The 22350-nt window shown below is 65.3% G+C and carries 24 protein-coding genes; 12 read left to right on the forward strand and 12 right to left on the reverse strand.

Annotation, left to right across the window (positions count from 1 at the left end; translation table 11 throughout):
• Positions 1-43 precede the first annotated feature (43 nt).
• The gene (locus IC66_RS0117370) at positions 44-358 is read right to left on the reverse strand and encodes a chaperone NapD (protein WP_028140226.1); all 315 of its coding nucleotides are present in this window, start codon (positions 356-358) and stop codon (positions 44-46) included.
• A 19-nt stretch (positions 359-377) separates the two neighbouring features.
• On the reverse strand, positions 378-566 hold the full coding sequence (napE, locus tag IC66_RS0117375; protein ID WP_028140225.1) for a periplasmic nitrate reductase, NapE protein: 189 nt from the start codon (positions 564-566) through the stop codon (positions 378-380).
• Positions 567-804: 238 nt separating this feature from the next.
• Here napE and IC66_RS0117380 point away from each other — a divergent pair, with 238 nt between their 5' ends.
• The 12 genes from IC66_RS0117380 to IC66_RS47735 all read left to right on the forward strand — a co-directional run bounded on the left by IC66_RS0117380 (position 805) and on the right by IC66_RS47735 (position 11415).
• The gene (locus IC66_RS0117380) at positions 805-2010 is read left to right on the forward strand and encodes an LLM class flavin-dependent oxidoreductase (protein WP_038948476.1); all 1206 of its coding nucleotides are present in this window, start codon (positions 805-807) and stop codon (positions 2008-2010) included.
• Positions 2011-2019: 9 nt separating this feature from the next.
• Positions 2020-2373: a DUF2200 domain-containing protein gene (locus IC66_RS0117385; protein ID WP_028140223.1), complete on the forward strand. Its 354-nt coding sequence runs from the start codon at positions 2020-2022 to the stop codon at positions 2371-2373.
• A gap of 118 nt (positions 2374-2491) precedes the next feature.
• Entirely contained in the window at positions 2492-3280 is a 789-nt protein-coding gene (locus IC66_RS0117390) for a helix-turn-helix transcriptional regulator (RefSeq protein ID WP_038948477.1), read from the forward strand.
• Positions 3281-3432: 152 nt separating this feature from the next.
• Positions 3433-4320, forward strand: a complete 888-nt coding sequence (locus IC66_RS0117395) for a L,D-transpeptidase (protein WP_038948478.1) — start codon at positions 3433-3435, stop codon at positions 4318-4320.
• Positions 4321-4408: 88 nt separating this feature from the next.
• Positions 4409-5572 carry a cytochrome P450 gene (locus tag IC66_RS0117400; protein ID WP_038948479.1) on the forward strand — a complete coding sequence of 388 codons (1164 nt, stop codon included), beginning with the start codon at positions 4409-4411 and terminating at the stop codon, positions 5570-5572.
• A gap of 207 nt (positions 5573-5779) precedes the next feature.
• Positions 5780-6730, forward strand: a complete 951-nt coding sequence (locus tag IC66_RS0117405) for a sulfonate ABC transporter substrate-binding protein (protein ID WP_038948480.1) — start codon at positions 5780-5782, stop codon at positions 6728-6730.
• A gap of 38 nt (positions 6731-6768) precedes the next feature.
• Positions 6769-7722, forward strand: a complete 954-nt coding sequence (locus IC66_RS0117410) for a sulfonate ABC transporter substrate-binding protein (RefSeq protein ID WP_038948481.1) — start codon at positions 6769-6771, stop codon at positions 7720-7722.
• An 8-nt stretch (positions 7723-7730) separates the two neighbouring features.
• A complete protein-coding gene (gene ssuD, locus IC66_RS0117415; RefSeq protein WP_038948482.1) occupies positions 7731-8897 on the forward strand; it encodes an FMNH2-dependent alkanesulfonate monooxygenase in 1167 nt (388 codons plus the stop codon).
• A complete protein-coding gene (locus IC66_RS0117420) occupies positions 8894-9700 on the forward strand; it encodes an ABC transporter permease subunit (protein WP_038948483.1) in 807 nt (268 codons plus the stop codon). Before ssuD ends, IC66_RS0117420 begins: the two co-directional genes overlap by 4 nt.
• Before the next feature lie 20 nt (positions 9701-9720).
• A complete protein-coding gene (locus tag IC66_RS0117425) occupies positions 9721-10548 on the forward strand; it encodes an ATP-binding cassette domain-containing protein (RefSeq protein ID WP_038948484.1) in 828 nt (275 codons plus the stop codon).
• A 32-nt stretch (positions 10549-10580) separates the two neighbouring features.
• A complete protein-coding gene (locus tag IC66_RS0117430; protein WP_028140214.1) occupies positions 10581-11162 on the forward strand; it encodes a flavin reductase family protein in 582 nt (193 codons plus the stop codon).
• 94 nt (positions 11163-11256) lie between these two features.
• Complete coding sequence (locus IC66_RS47735; protein ID WP_018318398.1) at positions 11257-11415, forward strand: hypothetical protein; 159 nt, start codon at positions 11257-11259, stop codon at positions 11413-11415.
• Positions 11416-11533: 118 nt separating this feature from the next.
• On the opposite strand, the gene IC66_RS0117440 is transcribed toward IC66_RS47735, so the two are convergent.
• From IC66_RS0117440 to IC66_RS0117490, 10 genes are all read right to left on the reverse strand, one after another.
• Entirely contained in the window at positions 11534-12682 is a 1149-nt protein-coding gene (locus IC66_RS0117440; RefSeq protein WP_038948485.1) for a M20 family metallopeptidase, read from the reverse strand.
• A 284-nt stretch (positions 12683-12966) separates the two neighbouring features.
• Positions 12967-14217 (reverse strand): vanadium-dependent haloperoxidase, encoded by a 1251-nt coding sequence (locus tag IC66_RS0117450; RefSeq protein ID WP_038948487.1) that lies wholly within the window; start codon positions 14215-14217, stop codon positions 12967-12969.
• A 258-nt stretch (positions 14218-14475) separates the two neighbouring features.
• Positions 14476-15861: a sigma-54-dependent transcriptional regulator FlbD gene (gene flbD, locus IC66_RS0117455; protein WP_038948488.1), complete on the reverse strand. Its 1386-nt coding sequence runs from the start codon at positions 15859-15861 to the stop codon at positions 14476-14478.
• A 33-nt stretch (positions 15862-15894) separates the two neighbouring features.
• A complete protein-coding gene (gene fliN, locus IC66_RS0117460; protein ID WP_018318401.1) occupies positions 15895-16245 on the reverse strand; it encodes a flagellar motor switch protein FliN in 351 nt (116 codons plus the stop codon).
• A 3-nt stretch (positions 16246-16248) separates the two neighbouring features.
• On the reverse strand, positions 16249-16872 hold the full coding sequence (locus tag IC66_RS0117465; protein ID WP_018318402.1) for a FliH/SctL family protein: 624 nt from the start codon (positions 16870-16872) through the stop codon (positions 16249-16251).
• The gene (gene fliG, locus IC66_RS0117470) at positions 16872-17963 is read right to left on the reverse strand and encodes a flagellar motor switch protein FliG (protein WP_028140210.1); all 1092 of its coding nucleotides are present in this window, start codon (positions 17961-17963) and stop codon (positions 16872-16874) included. Before fliG ends, IC66_RS0117465 begins: the two co-directional genes overlap by 1 nt.
• A 47-nt stretch (positions 17964-18010) precedes the next feature.
• Positions 18011-19621: a flagellar basal-body MS-ring/collar protein FliF gene (gene fliF / locus IC66_RS0117475; protein ID WP_028140209.1), complete on the reverse strand. Its 1611-nt coding sequence runs from the start codon at positions 19619-19621 to the stop codon at positions 18011-18013.
• Positions 19622-19813: 192 nt separating this feature from the next.
• Positions 19814-20089: a CtrA inhibitor SciP gene (gene sciP, locus IC66_RS0117480; RefSeq protein WP_002714638.1), complete on the reverse strand. Its 276-nt coding sequence runs from the start codon at positions 20087-20089 to the stop codon at positions 19814-19816.
• A gap of 393 nt (positions 20090-20482) precedes the next feature.
• Positions 20483-21190 carry a flagellar hook assembly protein FlgD gene (locus IC66_RS0117485; protein WP_028140208.1) on the reverse strand — a complete coding sequence of 236 codons (708 nt, stop codon included), beginning with the start codon at positions 21188-21190 and terminating at the stop codon, positions 20483-20485.
• A 12-nt stretch (positions 21191-21202) separates the two neighbouring features.
• Positions 21203-22350 (reverse strand): flagellar hook-length control protein FliK (locus IC66_RS0117490; protein ID WP_038948490.1); only part of this gene is annotated, 1148 nt, incomplete at its 5' end.

The raw sequence follows: 22350 nt of genomic DNA on the forward strand, positions 1-22350 counted from the left end.
CGGCGGTCGAGCTTTGGCGATGTCATGATGGCTCTCCCGGTCTTTAGGCGGTTTCGATGGCGTGGAAGACGAGCGCCGCGGAATAAACGTGTCGCAGGGATTGGATGGTGTTGAGCATGGTGCCGAGGCTGCCGGCGTCCAGCGCCTCGGCCACGACCACGAGCTTGCCACGCACGTCGCGGCCGTAAATCTCGCAGCCCGCGAGGGCGGTGATGTCGGCTTCGACGTCGGCGAGATGCTCGGGGCGCGCCTGCACCACGATACTGGCAATCTCGCCCCCGGGCGGGGGCACGATGCGGTCGGCGCCGAGCACCTGTCCCGTGATCAGCGCGCGACGGTTGAGTTTGGCTTGGGCCATATGCCTGCCTTTCTGGATATCAATGCGGGGTCGGAGGCGGGCCGGGCGGGCCCGCGAACATCTGGTAGATCCACACGGCCAGCCCGTAGCTGCCGACGGTCCCGACCGCGAGGACGGGCATCACGACCGCCGTCAGGAACAGGAACGCGAAGATCTCCATGCGCCGTTGGCGCAAACGCCCAGTCGTGTCGTCGCCGGGGGCCGGCATATCCGGTCTCTCTCTTGCAGTGCCTAAGATCTTGACGGCTTACGGCCGTCGCTCCGTGAACTTGTCAAACTATATCGCCGGAGACCGCCGATTCTGACATGGATCAATGCGCCTTGCATCAACTAAGTCGTCGCATTTCGCATGGCTGATTCGAGCCCGTGATGGCGAGCAGCCATGGACAGCGCGACCCTGCTCATTAAGATGCCATTAACAACAATAATCGCGGGAGAACGACGTCATGAAGTTCGGCATCTTCTACGAGCTGCAACTGCCGCGGCCCTGGGTGGCTGGCGACGAGCTCGCCCTGTACCAGAACGCGCTGACGCAGATGGAGCTTGCCGACAAGCTCGGCTACGACCACGCCTGGGTGGTCGAGCATCACTTCCTCGAGGAATATTCGCACTCGCCGTCACCGGAATCCTTCCTCGCCGCAGCAAGCCAGCGCACCAGGAACATCCGCCTCGGGCACGGCATCCTGCAGCTCACCACCAATCATCCGGCGCGCGTTGCCGAGCGCGTTGCGGTGCTGGATCTGCTCAGCAACGGCCGCTGCGAGTTCGGCATGGGCGAGAGCGCGTCCATCACCGAGCTCACGCCGTTCGGCCGCGATATGGAGACCAAGAAGGAAGTGTTCGAGGACGCCGTTGCCGCGATCTTCCCGATGTTCAAGGACGCGGGCAGCGAGCATCACGGCAAGTATTTCGATATCCCCCTGCGCAACGTCGTGCCAAAGCCGGTGCAGAAGCCGCATCCGCCGTTGTGGATGGCGTGCTCGCAACTGCCGACCATCGAGCGTGCCGGCCGTCACGGCTTTGGCGCGCTCGGCTTCCAGTTCGTCAGCGCCGACGCCGCGCATGCCTGGGTGCACGCCTATTACAACGCGATGACCAAGCGGCTGCATAAACTGGCGGACTACCAGATCAACCCGAACATGGCGCTGGTCTCGTTCTTCATGTGCGCCAAGACCGACGAGGAGGCGCGCGCCCGCGCCGACGGCGCCACCTTCTTCCAGTTCGCGCTGCGCTTCTACGGTGCCTCGCAGAACCGCCAGCGGCCTGCGCCCTACACCGTCAACATGTGGGACGAGTACAACAAGTGGAAGCGCGACAATCCTGAAGCGCAGGAGGCGGCGCTGCGCGGCGGCCTGATCGGCTCGCCGGAGACGATCCGCAGGAAGCTGAAGCGCTTCCAGTCCTCGCATATCGACCAGGTCATCCTGCTCAACCAGGCCGGCAAGAACAGCCACGAGCACATCTGCGAATCGCTGGAGCTGTTCGGCCGCGAGGTGATGCCGGAGTTCCAGAACGACCCGGCGCAGGCAGCCTGGAAGCAGGGCGTGATGACTGGCGAGATCAAGCTGGAGGAGATCGACACCGAGGCCTTTACGGACCGCTACGGCAAGCTGGCGATCAGTGTCGCCCCGGCGAAGGCGGCGGCGGGGTAGGGGGCTCCGTTGCCAAAGCACCGGATCTACACGACCAGCTTCGCCAGCGTTTACCCGCTATATGTTGCGAAGGCGGAGAAGAAAGGGCGCTCGAAGGCCGAGGTCGATCAGATCATCTCTTGGTTGACGGGTTATGGTCCGAAGGAGCTGCAAGTCCAACTGGAAGGACAGACGGATTTTGAGACCTTCTTTGCAGAGGCCCCTGCAATCAACCCCTCGCGCGCCCTCATCAAAGGCGCGGTGTGTGGCGTTCGAGTGGAGGACATCAAGGAGCCAACGATGCGGGAAATCCGTTACTTGGATAAGCTGATCGACGAACTGGCCCGGGGAAAGACAATGGACCAGATTCTGCGAAGAAAGTGATTTCGAGCGGCTACCGTCCATTCGGCTCAGCGACGTTCGCGCAATCTGCCACGCAGAGCGGCCTTCCGGCGCGCCGCCATTGCTGGTAGACCACGTCAAAAGCGACAGGGAGAAGACGATGCGCCCTTGCGGGACGTCCACAACTGCAGCGGCAGGCGATATCGCGCCCGCGGTGCTCGCCATCGGCCGCTCCGATTTCCCAAAAGTCCTGATCGACACGCTGCGCCGCCACGCCGATGTCGGCCATTGCATGGTGTTCGCGCTGAGCCGTGCCCGTGCCGCGACCTGCCTGCTCGATGCCGGCAACATCCCGATCGGCGGCGATCTCGGCGCGGCCTATGCCGGGCACTTCCATGAATCCGATCCCAACCGCGATGCGCTGTTCGAAGGCGAGGGCCCTGCGCCGATCATGCTGCCGTCGTTCGCGCCGCGCATGTATGGTGCGCGCTACCGCAAGATATTCTTCCACGAGTCCGGCATCGTCGACAAATGCGCGACCGCGATCTGGACCGGCGACACCTGCTTCTACGTCAATTTCTACCGCATCACGGCCCAGGGCCGCTTCAGCGCCGCGCAGCGCGAACGGCTGCAGGCGATCGCGCCGGCGATCGGCGCCAGCGTCGCACGTCATTTCCAGCAGGCCGCGACCGCGACGCCTGACCAGAACCTCGCCACATTGTTCGCCACGCGCGCGCCGCTCTCCACGCTGACACCGCGTGAGCAGGAGGTCTGCCGTCGCATCCTGCTCGGTTTCAGCTCCGAGGCAATCTCGCAAGAACTCGGCATCAGCCTGCATTCGACCCTGACCTACCGCAAGCGCGCCTATCAGCGGCTCGGCATCTCCTCGCAGAACGAATTGTTTTCGATCGTGCTGGGTCTGCTCGCGGGGCCTCACGGCCTGAACTGAGGGCAGTATCAAGCGGTATCCCATTCTTGATGTCGCCGAACAAGAATTCCGCGTTAACCATCGCCAACGGTTCCCGTCTGCGCGGCATCGCTTCGAAGTTTCTTAAATTTTGCTGGGTACCTCTTCAGGCACAGTGACCCCTGGAGAAAGATATGGCTAAGCGGGCCAAGGCCAAACGTGGGAAGGCGGAGACGCTCGCAATCCCGATGGCCGCGAGGGTTGCAATTTGCGCCGTGGCCGTCGCCGCGTTGGGATACGGTTTGCTGTCCGGCCAGGCGAGCGTGCAGCCGGTACGGAAGCCGCCCGCACAGGAAGCCCGGGCATCGTCGTCTCCTGTCTACGTGGCGCCTCCAGTTCATGCCGCAGCGGCGGTTCCGGCCCCGGCTGCAGCTCCGATTCCGGCACCGGTTCCGGCGCCTCTGGCCGAGCCGCCCAAAGCCGACGCTGATGCTCCTGGAGCATTGGTGCGGCAGGTGGTCGACTATGCCAGCCGCCAGGCGCCGGGCACGGTCATCATCGATACCGGAAACACATTCCTCTATTTCGTCCTGAACGACAGGCAGGCGATGCGCTACGGCATCGGTGTCGGCCGCGAAGGTTTCACGTGGTCCGGTGAGCAGACCGTGGCCCGTAAAGCCGAATGGCCGGATTGGCATCCGCCCGTGGAGATGGTCTCGCGCCAGCCTTATCTGCCGCGCTTCATGGCAGGTGGTCCCGGCAATCCGCTCGGCGCCCGCGCAATGTATCTCGGGGAGACCGAATATCGCATTCACGGCACCAACAACCCCGCTACGATCGGCAAGCGCGTTTCGTCCGGCTGCATCCGGCTCACCAATGACGACGTCACGGACCTCTATGAACGGGTGAAGGTCGGCGCGAAAGTGATCGTGCTTCCGGCAGCCGCGGCTCGCCGACCGTCCCAGGGAGCGCCGGCCGACGCCGCATCGCGTTCGCCGGACCCGGCACCGCCGTCGAACCGGCCCTCGGCAGCCAACGCGCAGATGCTCCCATCTGGACCGAAGATCGCCGAGGCCCGGTAGCTCGGTCCGTCCCTATCGCTAGGGACAGACGCCGGCCGCGGAGTTCGCTAGTCTGGCCTGAAGGATACGACAATCCGGGGAGGCCGCTTTGAGCACCGCGCCGCGCATCGACATCGACCCTGTCGCGTTCTGGGCCGATCCCTATCCGATGCTCGCGACAATGCGGAAAGAAGCGCCGATCGCGTTCGTGCCGCAGCTCGGCTCGACCCTGCTGACCAGCCGCGACGACATCTCGATCTCCGAGAAGCAGATCGACGTGTTCTCCTCGCACCAGCCCGCCGGCCTGATGAACCGGCTGATGGGCCACAACATGATGCGCAAGGACGGCGAGGCGCACCAGGTCGAGCGCCGCGCGATGTTTCCGACGGTGTCGCCGAAGACGGTGAAGGCGCATTGGTCCGCGCTATTCCAGGCCCATGCCGACCGCATCTTCGACGCGATCGCGCCGGGGCGGATCGACTTCATGCGCGACTTCGCGCTGCCGTTCTCCGGCGAATGCCTGAAGTCGATCACCGGCCTCACCAATATCGGCTTTGGCGACATGGACGCGTGGTCGCAAGGCATGATCGAGGGCATCGCCAACTATGCCGGCGATCCCGCCGTCGAGGCGCGCTGCCATGCCGCGACGTCGGGCATCGACGCTGCGATCGACGACATCCTGCCGGTGATCACGAAGAACCCGGACCAGAGCATCCTCGGCGTGCTCGTGGCCTCCGGCATGCCGATGGACAGCGTGCGGGCAAATGTCAAACTCGCGATCTCAGGCGGCCAGAATGAGCCGCGCAAGGCCATCGCCGGCACGGTCTGGGCGCTCCTGACCCATCCCGAGCAGCTCGATCTGGTGCGCAAGGGCGAGGTGACCTGGCTCGAGGCGTTCGAGGAATATGCCCGCTGGATCTCGCCGATCGGCATGTCGCCACGGCGTATCGCCAAGCCGTGGAGCATCCGCGACGTTTCGTTCGAGCTCGACGAGCGTGTGTTCCTGATGTTCGGCTCCGCCAATCGCGACGAGAGGCATTTTGAGCGCGCGGATCAGTTCGACGTGCGGCGTGATACGACCAAGAGCGTCGCGTTCGGCGCCGGCCCGCATTTTTGCGCCGGCGCATGGGCCTCTCGCGCCATGATCGCCGACGTCGCGCTGCCGATCGTGTTCGCACGCGCCAGGCTTCTCGAGATCGCCGATGACGAGCCGGTGCGGATCGGCGGCTGGGCGTTTCGCGGACTGCAGAATCTGCCGGTGACATGGCATTAGCCGGGACCAGATCCGTGCGGCTCTCACATTCGCGTGCAGAAAAAATCCCTCTGCATCATCGCGGCCGCTTGAAAGATTAATCATGCGCGCTGCCGCACGCGCAGTGCTCGCATCGCTATTTTTCCGCACGTCTCGACACCTCCGATAACCCGCACCATCATTCCTGAAACGTGAATGATGACGGCCGCACGCGGCCGGGAGTGTGGAATGCAGCGTCGTGACTTTCTCAAGCTCTCCATCGGAACCGCAGCCGCCGCTGCGCTCGCCTCGCCTGCGATCGCGCAAGGCGCGGTGAAGGAAATTCGTGTCGGCTACCAGAAGAACGGCGCGCTGGTCATCACGCGCCAGCAGGCCGCGCTGGAAAAACATTTCACGCCCCTGGGCATCGAGGTGAAGTGGGTCGAGTTCTCCTCGGGCCCGCCGATGATGGAGGCGATGAATGTCGGCAGCGTCGATTACGGCGCGGTCGGTGATTCCCCGCCGGTGTTCGCGCAGGCCGCGGGCGCCGCGATCGTCTATGCCGCGGGCCAGCCCATCACCAACGGCCAGGGCATTCTGGTGCCGAAAGATTCGCCGATCCGCGCGATCGGTGAGCTGAAAGGCAAGCGTGTCGGCTTCACCAAGGGCTCCAGCGCGCACAACATAGTGGTGCAGACGCTGGAGAAGGCGGGCCTCACCTATGCCGACATCACACCGGTCTATCTGACGCCGCCGGACGCCGGCCCCGCCTTTGCCAATGGCAGCATCGAGGCCTGGGCGATCTGGGATCCGTACTTCGCGATCGGTGAGACCAAACAGAGCGGCCGCATCCTGATCAACGCGCGCGAGGTCACCAAGACCAATTCCTTCTACATCGCCAACCGCGATTTCGCGAAGAACCACGGCGCGATCCTGCAGCAGATCGTTGACGTCACCACCGCGACCGCCAGATGGGCCGAGCAGCATCGCGACGAGGTCGCGAAGTCTCTCGCCGCGGTGACCGGCATTCCGCTGGAGATCCAGACCATCGCGGCGAACCGGTCGTCCTTCGTCGTCGGGCCCGTCACCGATGACATCGTCGCGACCCAGCAGGGCGTCGCCGATCGCTTCTACAAGCTCGGACTGATCCCGAAGCCGATCGCGATCCGCGACATCGTCTGGCGCAACCCGGCAGCCTGATCGTGCCGACCAGCCTTCCCACACACAGGGGTTTGAACATGAGGCGTATCATTCAGCGTCTGATCGCGGCCGTGGTGCTGTCGATCGGCATCGTCGCTGCCGCGGTCGGCACGTCCTACGGTCAGGACAAGGTGGTCCGCATCGGCTACCAGAAATACGGCAAGCTGGTGCTGCTCAAGAGCAAGGCCACGCTCGAGCCGAAGCTCGCCGCCGACGGCTACAAGGTGGTGTGGACCGAATTCCCCTCCGGCCCGCCGCTGCTCGAAGCCCTTAATGTCGGCGCGATCGATTTCGGAAACACCGGCGAAGCCCCGCCGATCTTCGCGCAGGCCGCCGGCGCGCCGATCCAGTACGTCGCCTATGAACCGCCGGCGCCGAAGGGCGAGGCGATCCTGGTGCCGAAGGACAGTCCGCTGAAGTCGGTCGCCGACCTCAAAGGCAAGAAGGTCGCGCTCAACAAGGGCTCTAACGTCCACTACCTCCTGGTCAAGGCGCTGGAGAAAGCCGGCGTGAAGTATTCGGAAGTTGAGCCGGTGTTCCTCGCACCCGCCGACGCGCGCGCCGCCTTCGAGCGCGGCGCGGTCGATGCCTGGGTGATCTGGGATCCGTTCCAGGCGGCGGCGGAGGCGGCCACCGGCGCGCGCACGCTCGCTGACGGCACCGGCATCGTCGCCAACTATCAGTTCTACTTTGCCTCGAAGAAATTCCTCGGTGCCAATCCTGGGATCGTCGACGCCGTGCTCGCCGAGCTCAGCGCGGTCGACAACTGGGCCAAGGGCGACATCCACGCGGTGGCCGAGCAACTCGCGCCCGCGATCGGTCTGTCCGTTCCGGTCGTCGAGGTGGCCTTGAAGCGGCAGTCCTACGGCATCAAGCCCATCACCAATGCCGTCATCGCCGATCAGCAGCAGGTGGCCGATGCGTTCTTCGCGCTGGGCCTGATCCCCAAATCCATCAAGATCTCCGATGTGGCTCGGAAGTCAGGATCGTGAGCAAGGTCATGAGCAAGCAACCCAACACCAACATTCTCTGGTTCCTGCCGACCCACGGCGACGGCCGCTATCTCGGCACCGGCGTCGGCGGCCGTGAGGTCAATTTCAACTATCTGCGCCAGATCGCGCAGGCCGCCGATCAGCTCGGCTATTTCGGCGTGCTGCTGCCGACCGGGCGGTCCTGCGAGGATTCCTGGATCGTCGCCTCCGCAGTCGCACCGTTCACCGAACGGCTGCGTTACCTCGTGGCTGTCAGGCCCGGCCTGCAATCGCCGAGCGTTGCGGCGCGCATGACCGCGACGCTCGATCGCGTCACGGGCGGCCGGCTGCTCGTCAACGTCGTCACCGGCGGCGATCCCGTCGAGAACAAGGGCGACGGCATCTTCCTCGGCCATGACGAGCGCTACGAGGTCACCCGCGAGTTCCTGGGCGTCTATAGCGACCTGCTCGCCGGCAAGACGGTCAATGTCGAGGGCAAGCACATCCATGTCGAGGGCGGCAAGCTGCTGTTTCCGCCGGTGCAGTCGCCGCGCCCGCCGCTCTATTTCGGCGGCTCCTCGGACGCCGGCATCGACGTCGCCGTCGATACCGTCGATAAATATCTCACCTGGGGCGAGCCGCCGGCCCTGGTGGCCGAGAAGATCGCCAAGGTGAGGGAGGTCGCAGCTGCGCGCGGCCGCAAGCTGTCCTTCGGCATCCGCCTTCATGTGATCGTTCGCGAAACCAACGAGGAGGCCTGGGGTGCCGCGAACGAGCTGATCAGGCATGTCAGCGACGACACCATCGCGCTGGCGCAGAAGAACTTTGCCCGCATGGACTCCGTCGGCCAGCAGCGCATGGCGCAGCTTCACGGCGGCAAGCGCGACAAGCTCGAGATCGCCCCGAACCTGTGGGCCGGCGTCGGCCTCGTGCGTGGCGGCGCCGGCACGGCGCTGGTCGGCGACGCCGAGACCGTCGCGGCCCGGATCAAGGAGTATCAGGAGATCGGCATCGATACCTTCATCATGTCGGGCTATCCGCATCTGGAGGAAGCCTATCGCTTCGCCGAGCTGGTGTTCCCGCTGCTCTCGCTGGAGCAGCCCTCCAACGTGACGAAGCTGCATTTCAATGGCGGTCCGTTCGGCGAGACGGTCGGCAGCGACTTCCGTCCGCAACATCGGGTGTCGCAGTCATGAGCGTGATCGACAGCGTTTCACTCCCGCGCAGCTTTCGTTTGCCGCGGATCGACGGCCTGATCCAGTGGATCGTGCCGCTCGCCATCATCGCGATCTGGCAGGTCGCCAGCGTGACCGGCTTCGTGCCGACGCGGGTGCTGCCGGCCCCGAGCGACGTCCTGCTCGCCGGCTGGAAGCTGCTGCTCTCCGGCGAGCTCGTCCGCAACATCTGGGTCTCGTTCTGCCGCGCCTCGATCGGTTTCCTGATCGGCGGCAGCATCGGCTTCGCGTTCGGTCTCGCCAACGGCCTGTCGCAGCTTTCGGCAAAACTCACCGACACCACGTTGCAGATGGTGCGCAACGTGCCGCATCTCGCGCTGATCCCGCTGGTCATCCTGTGGTTCGGCATCGACGAGAGCGCAAAACTGTTCCTGGTGGCGCTGGGCGTGTTCTTCCCGATCTACCTCAACACGCTGCACGGCATCCGCACCGTCGATCCGCAGCTGGTCGAAATGGGCCGCATCTACGGCATGACCGACGGCGAATTGTTCCGCCGCGTGATCTTCCCGGGCGCGCTGCCGTCGATCTTCGTCGGTATCCGCTTCGCGCTCGGCATCATGTGGCTGACCCTGATCGTCGCCGAGACCATCGCGGCGTCATCGGGCCTCGGCTACATGGCGATGCAGGCGCGCGAGTTCATGCTGATCGACGTCGTCGTGCTCTCGATCCTGATCTACGCCCTGCTCGGCAAGCTCGCCGACAGCGCCTCCCGCGTGCTGGAGCGTTTGACGCTCTCCTGGCACCCCGCCTTCCAGAAAAATTGAGCAGAGATACTGGGAATCACATGCAGACAGCCGTTCGTAGCTCCCTTCCGGAAACCGAGCTCGCCAGCCGCGCCAATTTTGCGCCTCACGCGCGCGTCGTGCGCGAGGCGCAAAGCACCGGCCTGCCGCTCAGCATCCGGGGCTTGCGCAAATCCTTCGGTAGCAACGAGGTGCTGCGCGGCATCGATTTGCACATTCCCGCCGGCCAGTTCGTCGCCATCGTGGGAAAAAGTGGTTGCGGCAAGAGCACGCTGCTGCGCCTCATCGCGGGCCTCGACAAGATCGACGCCGGCAGCATCAGCTTCGGCCAGGACATTCAGCCCGAGGACATCCGCGTCATGTTCCAGGAGCCGCGGCTTCTGCCCTGGGCGCGGGTGCTGGCCAATGTCGAGGTTGGCCTCGGCCGCGATCGTGCCTCCGCCGATGCCCATGCGCGCGCCGAGAAGGCCTTGAGCGAGGTCGGCCTTGCCGACAAGCGCGACCAGTGGCCGTCGGTGCTGTCGGGCGGCCAGAAGCAGCGCGTCGCGCTCGGCCGTGCGCTGGTTTCCCGTCCGCGCGTGCTGGCCTTCGACGAGCCGCTTGGTGCGCTGGATGCGCTGACCCGGATCTCGATGCAGCGCCTTTTGGAGCGTGTCTGGCGCGACCAGGGCTTTACTGCGATTTTGGTGACCCATGACGTCGCCGAAGCCGTGGCGCTGGCGGACCGGGTGCTGGTGATCGAAGAGGGCCGCATCGCCCATGATGTCGTGGTTCACGCAGGCCGGCCGCGCCAGCGCGGCTCGGCCGAGCTTGCGGGTCTGGAGGGCTCGATCCTGAGCCACCTGTTGTCGGCGGACGATCGTACCTAGATACAAGGGAACCCCGTCTCGGGGACCATGCCATGAATGTAGTGCCTCGCGATCTCATGACTGAAATCCCCGTCTCGTCCGCCGATTTCCGCGGCGCCATGCGCCATCTCACCGGCGGCGTCAGCGTCATCACGGCCGGGCGGGGCAAGGACATCACCGGCATGACGGTGACCTCGGTGACCTCGCTGTCGGTCGAGCCGCCGACGCTGCTGGTCAGCATCAATCGCGACGCCTCGTCCTTCCCCTTGATCCGGCGCCACGGCGCTTTCGGCGTGAACATCCTCAACGCCGACCAGCTCGACGTCGCCGAACGCTTTGCCGGCAAGGACGGGCTGAAGGGCGCTGACCGTTTCACGGGCGCCAAATGGGTGACGGCGGTCTCGGGCGTTCCGCTGCTCGTCGGCGCGCTGTCGGCCTTCGATTGCGAGGTCGAGGAGATCGTGGAGCGACATTCGCACGGCATCGTCATCGGCCGTGTCAGGAACGTCAGGAATTCCACCCGCAACGCGGCGCTGGCCTATTGGCATGGCCAGTACGTGGCGGTCGACCAGGACGAGGACGCCGCGAGGCTTGCGGACGTGAGCGTTCCCGCGCGCGGCCGGCGCGGCCTTTGATCGCGCGGGTGGCCGGCGCGGAAGGCTGGCCTTTTCCCCGTCATCGCTCTAGAAGCGCCTGAGCCTCCCGCCGGGACGGCAATGGAGCGGATCGATGAAGCGCGTCGCGACCTGGGCGTTCTATGCCATCGGCGCGCTGGCGATCGCCTATCTCGCGCTCTACGCCTACGCGATGTTCTCGGGCCAGCCCGTGATCATCCCCGGCGATCCCATCCACATCTTCCGCAAGCCGGACGCGCCGAGTTATTCGTAGACACTCGGGAGGTTTCGTAGGGTGGGCAAAGGCGCACTTGCGCCGTGCCCACCATCTCGTTCCAATTGCCGTCAAATCGTGGGCACGCTTCGCTTTGCCCACCCTACGGCACCTGCATTCATCCCCTCAAAATCGCCAGCGCCAGCGCTTGCGCGCGCGGCACGATGCTGTCGATATCGAGATACTCCTCCGGCGTGTGCGCGAGGCCGCCGACCGGCCCGAGGCCGCAGATGGTCGGCGTGCCCACGGCGGCGGTGAAGCCGGAATCGGCGCAGCCGCCGGAGAACTCGCCCTGGAGCGTGGTGAGGCCGGCCTCTCTTGCAGCCGCCTGGTAGTTCTCGAACAGCGCCTTCGAATCCGCGCTCTGCACCACGGGCACGAACTCGCCCTTGATGGTCAGCGTCGCACGCGTGCCCGGCACGTAAGACGTTGCGACGATGGTCTCGATCGTGTCCATCACCCGCGCACGATCCGCGGGATCGACATAGCGCAGGTCGATCTGGCCCTCGGCGTAAGGCGCCGTGGTGTTGACGGACTGTCCGCCCGAGACCAGGCCGACATTGAGCGTGATGCCCTTGTCGAGATCCGTGAGCGCGTGGATCTGCACGATCTTGTGCGCGAGCTCGCCGATCGCGCTGACACCCGCGGCGAAATTGGCGCCGGAATGCGCGGCTTTGCCGGTGATGCCGAGATGCATGAAGATGCCGCCCTTGCGGCCCGTCACGACGTTGCCGGTGGGGCGGCCCGGCTCGGAATTGAACACGGCGCGGGCGGAGCGGCCTTCACGCTCGATCACGGGCCGCGAGGAGGGCGAGCCGATCTCCTCGTCCGAGGTGATCAGCAGCTTGATCGGATGCGGGTTGCCGCCGAATTTGTGGAAGGCGGTCGCGACGAAGATGTTCATGACGACGCCGGACTTCATGTCGGCGACGCCAGGCCCATAGGCGCGGCCGTCCCTGATCGTGAACGGGCGCCGCTCCGCTTCACCCTTGCCGAACACGGTGTCGCGGTGTCCCATCAACAGCACCGGCTTCTCGTTGCTGCCGGGCTTGGCCACCTCGGCATGGATCGCGTCGCCGAAGGCGTCGTGGCTCTCGCGCCGGAACGGAATGCCATGCTCGGCAAAATGCCGCTCGAACCGCGCACCGACCGCATCGACGCCCTCCTTGTCGTAGGAGCCGGAATCGATGTTCACGACATCGCGAAGCAGATCGATCATCGCCTGCCGCTGCGATGCCAGCCAGTCCGTGATTTGAGATTGAGACATGTTTACCCTCGTGGTTCTCACGCGGGGTTATAGGGCTTCGCATGCGTGCGACCTAGTCGGAGAACGCGGTGCGGCCATGTCCATCGCTGTCGTCCCCGCGAACGCGGGGACCCATACCGCGGAATCTATCGACTGAAGGCGATAGAGGTACCGAACGACGAATCTTCGCCAAACTCCCCCCTGGCGTAATGGGTCCTGGCTTTCGCCAGGACGACGGCGGAGGGTGGGGCGGCGGTGCGAGCCCCGCTCGCAAAGAAGAACGCCCGGGACCCGCCCCGGGCATTCTAACGCTTCGGTTCCGCCATTGCCTCCACACCGCGAAGCTGCGTCGCGACGACCAGCGCGCCGATCTTCCGACCCATGTCCTTGCCGACTTCGGTCGAGAACCGGTAGTGGAAGCCGGCCCAGATGCGCGCATTGGAGACTTCGTCGCTATAGTCCTGGAGCCGCGACCATTTGCGCGTGACCCCTGGCGCCGTCGGGCTGGTCAGTGAGAACTCGCCAAAATCTCCAACGACGGTCTGGAGCACGGTCGAAATTGCGGCCGAGATGATGCAGTGAGCGCAGGGATATTCAGGATGCATCGGCGTGTCCCCAAGCGGCAGCCAGGAGGGATCGCGAGGCGTTGCGGCATTCGAGGTCAGATCGGCATTGCGTATGGCCGTGATCGGGCGCCAGAAATTGTAATGGTACTTGGCGTCGAACACGGCAACGATGGCATCGTTCCCGGCAATCGACGTCAGGGCGAACAGGCGGGCGCAGTCGACGAGATCCACTCCCTTGGCCAAGGCGGCCTGCCTCACGATGGGATTGTAGGTGCGGGCGCCGACAGAGAACCAGAAGCGGCCGATCGTCGTTTGCTCGGGTGTCCGGGTCGGGCTGCCTCTGCCGCCGACCTCGCGGATTTCGTTGACGTCCCTGGTCCAAACCTCTGAATCGAGCGCCGGCGGTGGTCCGGGGCGAAACTGCGATCCGGACGCCATGACCCACGGCGTTGTCGCACCGGTGGTCGAGAAAAGCGGGACGACGGTTGGAATATAGGCGCCCGGTGTGGTCGGGGGCCGGTACGTTTCCACGGCGGCGCTGCCATCGTTCGCGCGAAGCTGGATGATCTGTGCCGCAGCTTCTTTCCCGAGCGCGATGCCGGCGCTCTTGGACTCGCCCTCGGCAATCGGCGTCAGCGCGTTCGTCAGTGTCGCATCCAGGTCCGGCTTGAGGTCCGGATAGATCGACAGCAGCACGTCGTGAGCCGCAACTGCCCCCGCGGCTTCCCGCGAGGTCGAACGCTCCGCGGACAGCGTGACCTTGTAAGGCGCGTAGCGGCGGTCGATCGCATTGACGGCCTCGAACATTGCAACGTGCATCATGGACAAGGCGCGGCTGTGCGGCGCCGGAAGAATCTGTTTCTCGGCGGCGATCGCATCGGCTTTGGCGTTCCAGTCCATGATCACGTCCGCGCGCGCAAGCGGCGCGGTGGCCGAGATCAGCGCTGCAATCAGCGAAAAGCGGGAGATCGTCCACGAAGCGTATTTCATGGCGTGCCCTTTCGGTTGAGGAGGTTCGCGAAACGCGGATGCGGCACCTCGCCGGCATCCTGCCAAGCGGCACCGGGACTCTAACGATGTTGCGGCGTGTCCTTTGTGAACTGCTTCACGCACCGTTCCTCCCGGCGCTGTCCCGGCCCCACGCGCAATTGCGCAGCAGGCGGGGACGACACCAGCATAGCACTACCCCGCAAAGAAAAATGCCCGGGACTGGCCCGGGCATTCGCATCTCAATTTTGTCAGAAGCCCTTACGCTCCCATCATCGGCATGCGCGGATACTCGCCCGGCGTTCCCGCGGGGGTGATCGGGATGCCGCCGTCGGAATATTCGTTGAGCTTGTTGCGCAGCGTGCGGATCGAGATGCCCAGGATGTTGGCGGCATGGGTCCGGTTGCCGAGGCAGTGCTTCAGTGTCTCCAGGATCAGGTCGCGCTCGACATCGGCGACGGTGCGCCCCACCAGCGCGCGCGTCACCTGCTCGGCGGCCATCGTGGCATGCGCCACGGCCGGAACGGTTTTCGCGAGGTCGAGGCGGTCGCCGTCCGGGGTGAGGATCGCGTCGGCTCCGATCTCGTCGCCCTGCGCCATCAGCACGGAGCGGTGCATGGTGTTTTCGAGCTCGCGAACGTTGCCCTGCCAGCGGTTGGCCGAGAGCACGCGGCGCGCTTCCGCCGAGATCGGGCGCACCGGCACTCCGTTGGCTTCGGCGTACTTCTTCACGAAGTGCTGGGCGAGCTCGAGGATGTCGAGGGGACGCTCACGCAGCGGCGCGATCTTCAGGTTGACGACGTTGAGGCGGAACAGCAGGTCCTCGCGGAACGTGCCTTCGCGCACGGCCTCGGCCAGATTGCGGTTCGAGGTCGCGATGATGCGGATGTCGACCGGCACCGGCTTGGTGCCGCCGACGCGGTCGATCACGCGCTCCTGGATGGCGCGCAGCAGTTTCGATTGCAGGCGGACGTCCATCTCGGAGATTTCGTCCAGCAGCAGCGTGCCGCCGGTCGCCTCCTCGAACTTGCCGATGCGGCGCGCGATCGCGCCGGTGAAGGCGCCCTTCTCGTGGCCGAACAGCTCGGATTCCAGGAGATGCTCGGGAATAGCGGCGCAGTTGATGGAGATGAAGGGGCGCTTGGCGCGCGCCGAGCGGGTGTGGACGTAGCGGGCCAGCACTTCCTTACCCGTTCCGGACTCACCGGTGACCATTACCGAGGCGTCGGATCCTGCGATCTGCTGCGCCAGCTTGATCACCTTCGCCATCGCCTCGTCGCGATAGACCAGCTCGCGGGAATCGTTGGCGACTGCGGCCAGCACCGCGGCGATCAGCTCCGGGTCCGGCGGCAGCGGGATGTATTCCTTGGCGCCGGCGTGGATCGCGGCGACCGCGGCGCGGGCGTCGTTGGTGATGCCGCAGGCGACGATCGGGGCGTGGATGTGCTCGGCCTCGAGCCGCATCACGAGGTCGCGGATGTCGAGGGCGACGTCGACCAGCAGGAGGTCGGCGCCCTTGCCGCCGCGCAGCACGCGCATGGCCTGGTCGTGATCCTCGGCATGGGTCACGGTGGCGCCGTTGTCCATCGCGATCTTGGTGGCGGTGGTGAGCTGGCCCTTCAATGTGCCAACGATGAGAAGCCGCATGTCAGTCTCCTGTCCGTCTGGTCGCGCGCGCTATCAGCTGCGTTCGGTCTTGATGATTTCGGTCATGGTCACGCCGAGCTTGTCCTCGACCAGGACGACTTCGCCGCGGGCGACCAGCTTGTTGTTGACGTAGATGTCGATGGCCTCGCCGACGCGCCGGTCGAGCTCGAGCACGGTGCCGGGTCCGAGCTTCAGGAGCTCGCTGACGTCCATCTTCGAGCGGCCGAGCACGGCCGAGACCTGCACGGGAACGTCGAACACCGCCTCGAGATCGGCGGCGGCACGCGCCGCATATTCGTCCTCGTTGTAGCCGACATCCGTGCCGGTGGGCGGCATCGGGCCGTTGAGATCGGGCAGCGGGACCTGTCCGTCGGTATCGCTCATGGCTTAGCTCCCCCTGCGGGACGCGACATAGCGTCCAACCATTTCGTCGATCTTGGCAGCGATGGCGCCGCGCTCCAGCACGACGCCGCCATCGGCCCATTCGATCCGGCAGTCGCCGGTCGCAATCTCTGGCTCGGCCAGGATCACCAGCCGTCCTTCGAAGCCGCTCTGCTTGGCGAGCCGCTCGATCTTCTCGCGGGCGCTGTCGTAGAGCGCGTCGTTGATGCGGACCACCAGATGCGGTGTCGCGACCAGATGCGAGAAGCAGTCCTTGACCAGTGCGACGATCTCGCCGAGCGGCTCGGCGGCGACCAGGTCTGCGCACAGCTTGCGCGCAACCGCCACCGCGACGTCGACCGCCTCGGTTTCCATCTTGGATTCGATGTTGCCGATGCCGGATGCGATGCCGCGGATGCCGATATTGATCTCTTCCATGGCAAGCGCGACGCGGCGGTCGCTCTCGGCCTTGGCCTCCTGCTGGCCGGCGGCAAAGCCGTCCTGATAGGCGCGCGCCTCGGCTTCCGCGACCTTCTGGGCGATCTCCGCAGCGGTCGCGGCCTTCTCGCGTGTCGTCCGCTCGGGCGCCGCGAAGTCGGTATCGAACAGGAATTTTGCCGGAGCGGCCATCAATACACCAGTTCGTCGTCGGCGCGGTTCTTGGTCAGCATGATCTCGCCCTTGGCGGCGAGATCCTTGGCGAGGTTGACCAGCAGCGCCTGGGCCTCGTCGACGTCGCGCAGCCGCACCGGGCCCATCGCCGCCATGTCGTCCTGGAGCATCTTGGCAGCGCGCGAGGACATGTTGCCGAAGAAGAAGTTGCGGACGTCCTCGTTGGCGCTCTTGAGCGCGACGCCGAGCTTGTCCTTGTCGACGTTGCGCATCAACGTCTGGGCCGAGCCGGAATCCAGCTTCACGAGGTCGTCGAAGGTGAACATCAGCGCCTTGATGCGCTCGGCCGATTCGCGGTTGTCCTCTTCCAGCGAGGTGATGAAACGGGTCTCGGTCTGGCGGTCGAAATTGTTGAAGATCTCCGCCATCACCTCGTGGGCGTCGCGGCGGCGGGTCTGCGACAGGTTGGACATGAATTCGGTGCGCAGGGTCTTCTCCACGCTCTCGATCACCTCCTTCTGCACCGCCTCCATCTTCAGCATGCGGTTGACGACGTCGAGCGCAAGCTCCTCGGGGAAGATGCCGAGAACGCGCGCGGCGTGTTCCGGTTTCAGCTTGGACAGCACCACGGCGATGGTCTGCGGATATTCGTTCTTGAGATAGTTGGCGAGCACCTCTTCCTGCACGTTGGAGAGCTTCTCCCACATGTTGCGTCCCGCGGGGCCGCGGATTTCGTCCATGATGCCGTTGACGCGCTCGGGTGCCAGATATTGCTGCAGCAGCCGTTCGGTGGCGTCGAAATTGCCCATCAGCGCGCCCGATGCCGACATGCGCGAGACGAATTCGAGCAGCATGTCCTCGACCGTGTCGACCTCGACGGTGCCGAGCGTCGACATCTCCAGCGAGAGCTGGCGCACCTCGTCGTCGTCGAGCAGTCCCCAGATCTTGCCGCCATATTGCTCGCCGAGCGCCAGCATCAGGATCGCCGCGCGCTTCGGCCCAGACACCGCTTCGACCGCGTTGCCCGCGCGGCTGCCGGCACGCTGGCCGAGCGTGGAAATGACGCTGGTGATGTCGTTCGAGTTGGCGTTTTGCAGACTGGCGGCCATGTCAGATCACTTCTTGATTCACTTGGCGAGGGATCACTTGGTGCGGATTACTTGGCTGGTTCGGTCAGCCACTGGCGGATGATGGCGACGGTTTCGTTGGGATTGCGCTCGGCGAGCTCGCCGACGCGATGAACGGACTGGGCGTGGACCTGGCCCTGGATGGTGGCAACGTCGATCGCGCTGGCGGCGCCGCTCGGCAGCAGCGCCTGGCCGGCCGGCGCGGTCTCTTCCGAGGCCGCCGGGCCGGCGAGAACGCCGGAGATGGCGGCGGCGACTTCGTCGGAGGCCAGGATGCGCTTGACCAGCGGGCGGATCACCAGGAACAGCACGATCAGGCCGAGCAGCATCATCACGCCGAGCTCGACGAAGTACATGACGTCGTCCTTGGTGAACTGGAGCATGCCGAGGAAGCCGCCGGGCTCGCCGATCGGGGCAGTGGAGGGCGCATCCGCAAAGCGCAGATTGACGACCTCGACCTGGTCGCCGCGCTTCTGGTCGAAGCCGATCGCCGAGCGCACCAGCGTGGCGATGCGGTCGAGCTGCTCCTTGGTGCGGTCCTGATAGGCCAGCTCGCCCTTGTCGTTCTTGGAGTAGATGCCGTCGACCAGCACCGCGACCGAGATGCGGTTGACCCGGCCGGCTTCGGTCACTTCGGTCTTGGTGGTGCGGGAGATCTCGTAATTGTTGGTCTCTTCGGACTTCTTGCTCTGGTCCTTGGCCGCGACGCCGTTGTTCTGCTGGTTGCCGGGCAGCTCGTTGTTGACGGTGACCTGGCCGTTGTTGTCGGCGGTCATGCTCTGCTCTTCGCGGGTCTGGCTCGAGCGCAGCACGCGGCCCTCGGGGTCGAACTTGTCCGAGGTCTGGGTGATCTTGTTGAAGTCGAAATCGGCGGAGAGCTGGACGCGGGCGCGGCCCGAGCCGACCACGGAGGAGACGATGTCCTCGACCTGCTTGCGCATCCGCTTCTCGAAGGAGATGCGGCGCTCGTCGCCGACCGCCTGCTCCGGATCGGTGGCGGCGCCGTCGGCGAGCAGCTGGCCGGCCTCGTCGACGATCGAGACCCGCTGCGGCTTCAATCCGTTGACGGCGGAGGCGACGAGGTGGCGGATGGCGCGGATCTGCTGGGCTTCCAGCGAGCCGCGGACGCGGACCACGATCGAGGCCGACGGCTCCGGCGCCTCGCGCGCAAACAGCGGGCGCTCGGGCAGCACCAGATGGACGCGGGCGGCCTGGATGCGGTCGATGGCGCGGATGGTGCGGGCGAGCTCACCTTCCAGCGCGCGGAGGTGATTGATGTTCTGGACGAAGGAGGTGGTGCCGAGCGCGTCCGACTTGTCGAACACCTCGTAGCCGACGCCGCCGCCCTTGGGCAGGCCGCCCTCGGCGAGCTTCATCCGCAGGCGCGTGACCTTGTCCTTGGGCACCATGATGATGCTGCCCTCGTTGCGGATCTCGAACTGGATGCCCTGGCGTTCCAGGTCCTTGATAATGCCGGAGGAATCCTCGACGCTGAGGTCGGTGAACAGCGTCGTCATCTGCGGCGTGGTGACGCGCATGATGACGAACGCGAAAAAGCCGATGAGCGCGGCGGTGACCGCGATCATCGCCCCGAACCGGGCGGCGCCGATACTCTTCAAAAAGTCCGCAAGACCTTGCAAGCAACCGCCCCAACAGATTCGGCCGCTTTCACAGGAAAGGCCGACTGGGCAATTATTGCCTAGGTGATGGTTTCGATATGGTTAACGAAGGTTAAGAGGTCGGACAAAAGTCGCGCAAAGGACCGATATGAAAAAAATCGGCCTCGCAGGGCGAGGCCGATTTTCGTCAAAAGCCGCAGATTTCCGGATCGCCTACTGGCGATATTGCTGGATGCGGGTGGTGCGAAGACCCGCCAGACCATGCTGGTCGATGGAAAACTGCCAGGAGAGGAATTCGTCGACCGTCAGGGTATAACGGCTACAGGCCTCCTCCAGCGAGAGAAGTCCACCACGGACGGCGGCGACGACTTCGGCCTTGCGGCGGATGACCCAGCGTTTGGTGCCGGGTGCAGGCAGATCCGCGATCGTCAACGGACTGCCGTCCGGCCCGATGACGTATTTTACCCTCGGGCGATGGGGTTCTGTCATGGCGTACTCACAAACTCTCAACCACTGAACTCACGCCCGTAACCCTACGCCCGGCGGCTTAAAAATCCGCTAAGCCTAAGGCTTCAATACAATTCTCGTTGAAAATGGCTGGAACGGCGCCGTGTCGGCCGGCGAAACGGTGGAATCCGGGCCGGTCGAGGGGGACTTCGTAAATACTTTACTAACGAATGGAGCCGGAGCGCGGTGTCGCGGAGGCCCTCAATGTCGTCCCTGCGAAAGCAGGGACCCATACCGCGTGATCTATCGATGAGACGCGGGCAGCAGTACCAAGAATGACGTCCTAACCCCTGGTCTTCGCCAAACTTCTCCCTGGGGCTATGGATCCCCGCCTTCGCGGGGATGACAGCGAGTATATAGCAGCGGCGCGCACCTTTAATTGCTGCTGGTGGCGATGATGCTCTTCACCTGGCTCAGTGTGTAGCTTGCGCCGTCGATGGTGAGCAGGGGCGGCGATTGGGTCAGGTCGACCGACGACACGACGCCCTGCACCTGGGCGGCGATGCCGACATTGTTGTTCGCCACGTCCTTGCCCGTTGCCGTGATCGTATACTTGCCGTCGGGCCATTGCGTGCCGTCATTGCCCATGCCGTTCCAGGTGAAGGGAATGTCGGTGCCGGCGGCGGCGGTGTATTTGCCGGTGAACACGGTCTGGCCGCTGGCATTGGCGACGGTGATGTCGACGGTGGAGTCGGTCGGCACGTTGAGATGCCAGGTGGCTGATGACTTGGTCATGGTCGCGGTCGAGCCGTCGACCAGGGCGGTCTTGCCGACGAAGCCCAGCGCCTGGGTCGCCTGCGTGGTCTGCTGCAGGGTGACGAGCTGCGACAGCGCATCGTTGGTCTTGAGCTGCTGCTCGACGCCGGCGAACTGCACCAGCTGCTGCGTAAACTGGTTGGTGTCGAGCGGATCGAGCGGGTTCTGGTTCTGCAGCTGCGTGGTCAGCAGCGTCAGGAAGGTCTGGAAGTTGCCGGCGAGCGTCGATCCCGTGGTCGAGCTCAGCGAGTTCGACGAGGAGGATTTCGGGAGGTCGGTCGTGCCGGAGACGACAGCAGGAGCGGTAGCGCCAGTCGTGGTGGTCATGTCGGATACTCCTTACACTCTGATGTCGACGCCGCCGCTCGGCCCGTACATGCGGCCATAGCCGCGCCCGACGGGTGCGGCAGCAGCGGTGTCGTCCTCGCTGATGATCAGCCGGCGGGCATTGCCGCCATTGTCGTTGTTCTGGCCGGAGTTCTGGCCCGACGAATTCTGGTCGCGCAGGCTGAAGGACAGCCCGTTGCTGCCGGACTTGAGGCCGGCATCATCGAGCGCGCGCTGCAATTGCGGCGCGTCCTGGCGCAGCATCTGCAGCGTCTCCGGCTTCTCCACCGTGAGATGCGAGGTGACGTTGCCGTTGCGGTCGACATTGATGCGGACGTCGATGCGGCCGAGCTCGGCCGGGTCGAGGCTGATGTCGAAGCGGGACTTGCCGGAGCGGATGGCGGCCGCGATCTCCACCGGCACGCCGTTGATCGGCACCGCCGTCGCACTGGCCGCGGTCGCGGTCAGCGTCGCGGTCGAAGCGGACGCGGTCGAGGTCGTGTTGGTCAGCGGCGCCTGCATCGCGGAGGCGGCCTGCGCGCTGGTGTCGGCGGTGTTGAAAGCGGCCTGCGCATTGGCATGGGCGTGGGCGGCCGGTGCGGCCGGGATCGCGTCGGGCGTACGGTCCGCTGCGCCGGGCTTCGCCTCGGTCGCTGCGCCATCTGCCTGCGGCTTGGCGCTTTGCGGATGCGCTGCGGCGTCGGCGGTCGCGGCGCCCGGCGCTTGTGTCGGGGCGGCGTTCGCCTTGCCGGCGTCCTGGCCGATATTGGCGACGTCCGACTGTCCTTGTGCGGTGGCGACGGCGGCCTGGAACGAGGTCTTCGGCGTGCCCTGGTTGACGGGGATCAACCCGCCGCTCGCCTTGGCGTCGGTCGCGGCCGCGTCGGTTGCCCCGGTCGCGGCATCGGCCAGCGTCGCGGTGGTGTCGGCGTCGACCTTGGCGCCGGCGGTCTTGGCGCTCTTGTCGGCGGGCGTGGCGGTGTCGGTCTTGGTGCCCGCGATCTGCGCCGCGGTCGAAGCGCTGGCGGCGATGCCGGCGGCGGCGATCGTCAGCGGCGAGGCGGTGGCGGCCTGGTTTGCAGCCGCGTTGGGATCGGCCGGGACGACCGGCGCGGCAACCACGATCGCGTTCGGATCGGGCACGGCCTGCGCCGCGTCGG

The sequence above is a fragment of the Bradyrhizobium genomosp. III genome, from assembly GCF_000261705.1.
Lineage (GTDB): Bacteria > Pseudomonadota > Alphaproteobacteria > Rhizobiales > Xanthobacteraceae > Bradyrhizobium > Bradyrhizobium ottawaense.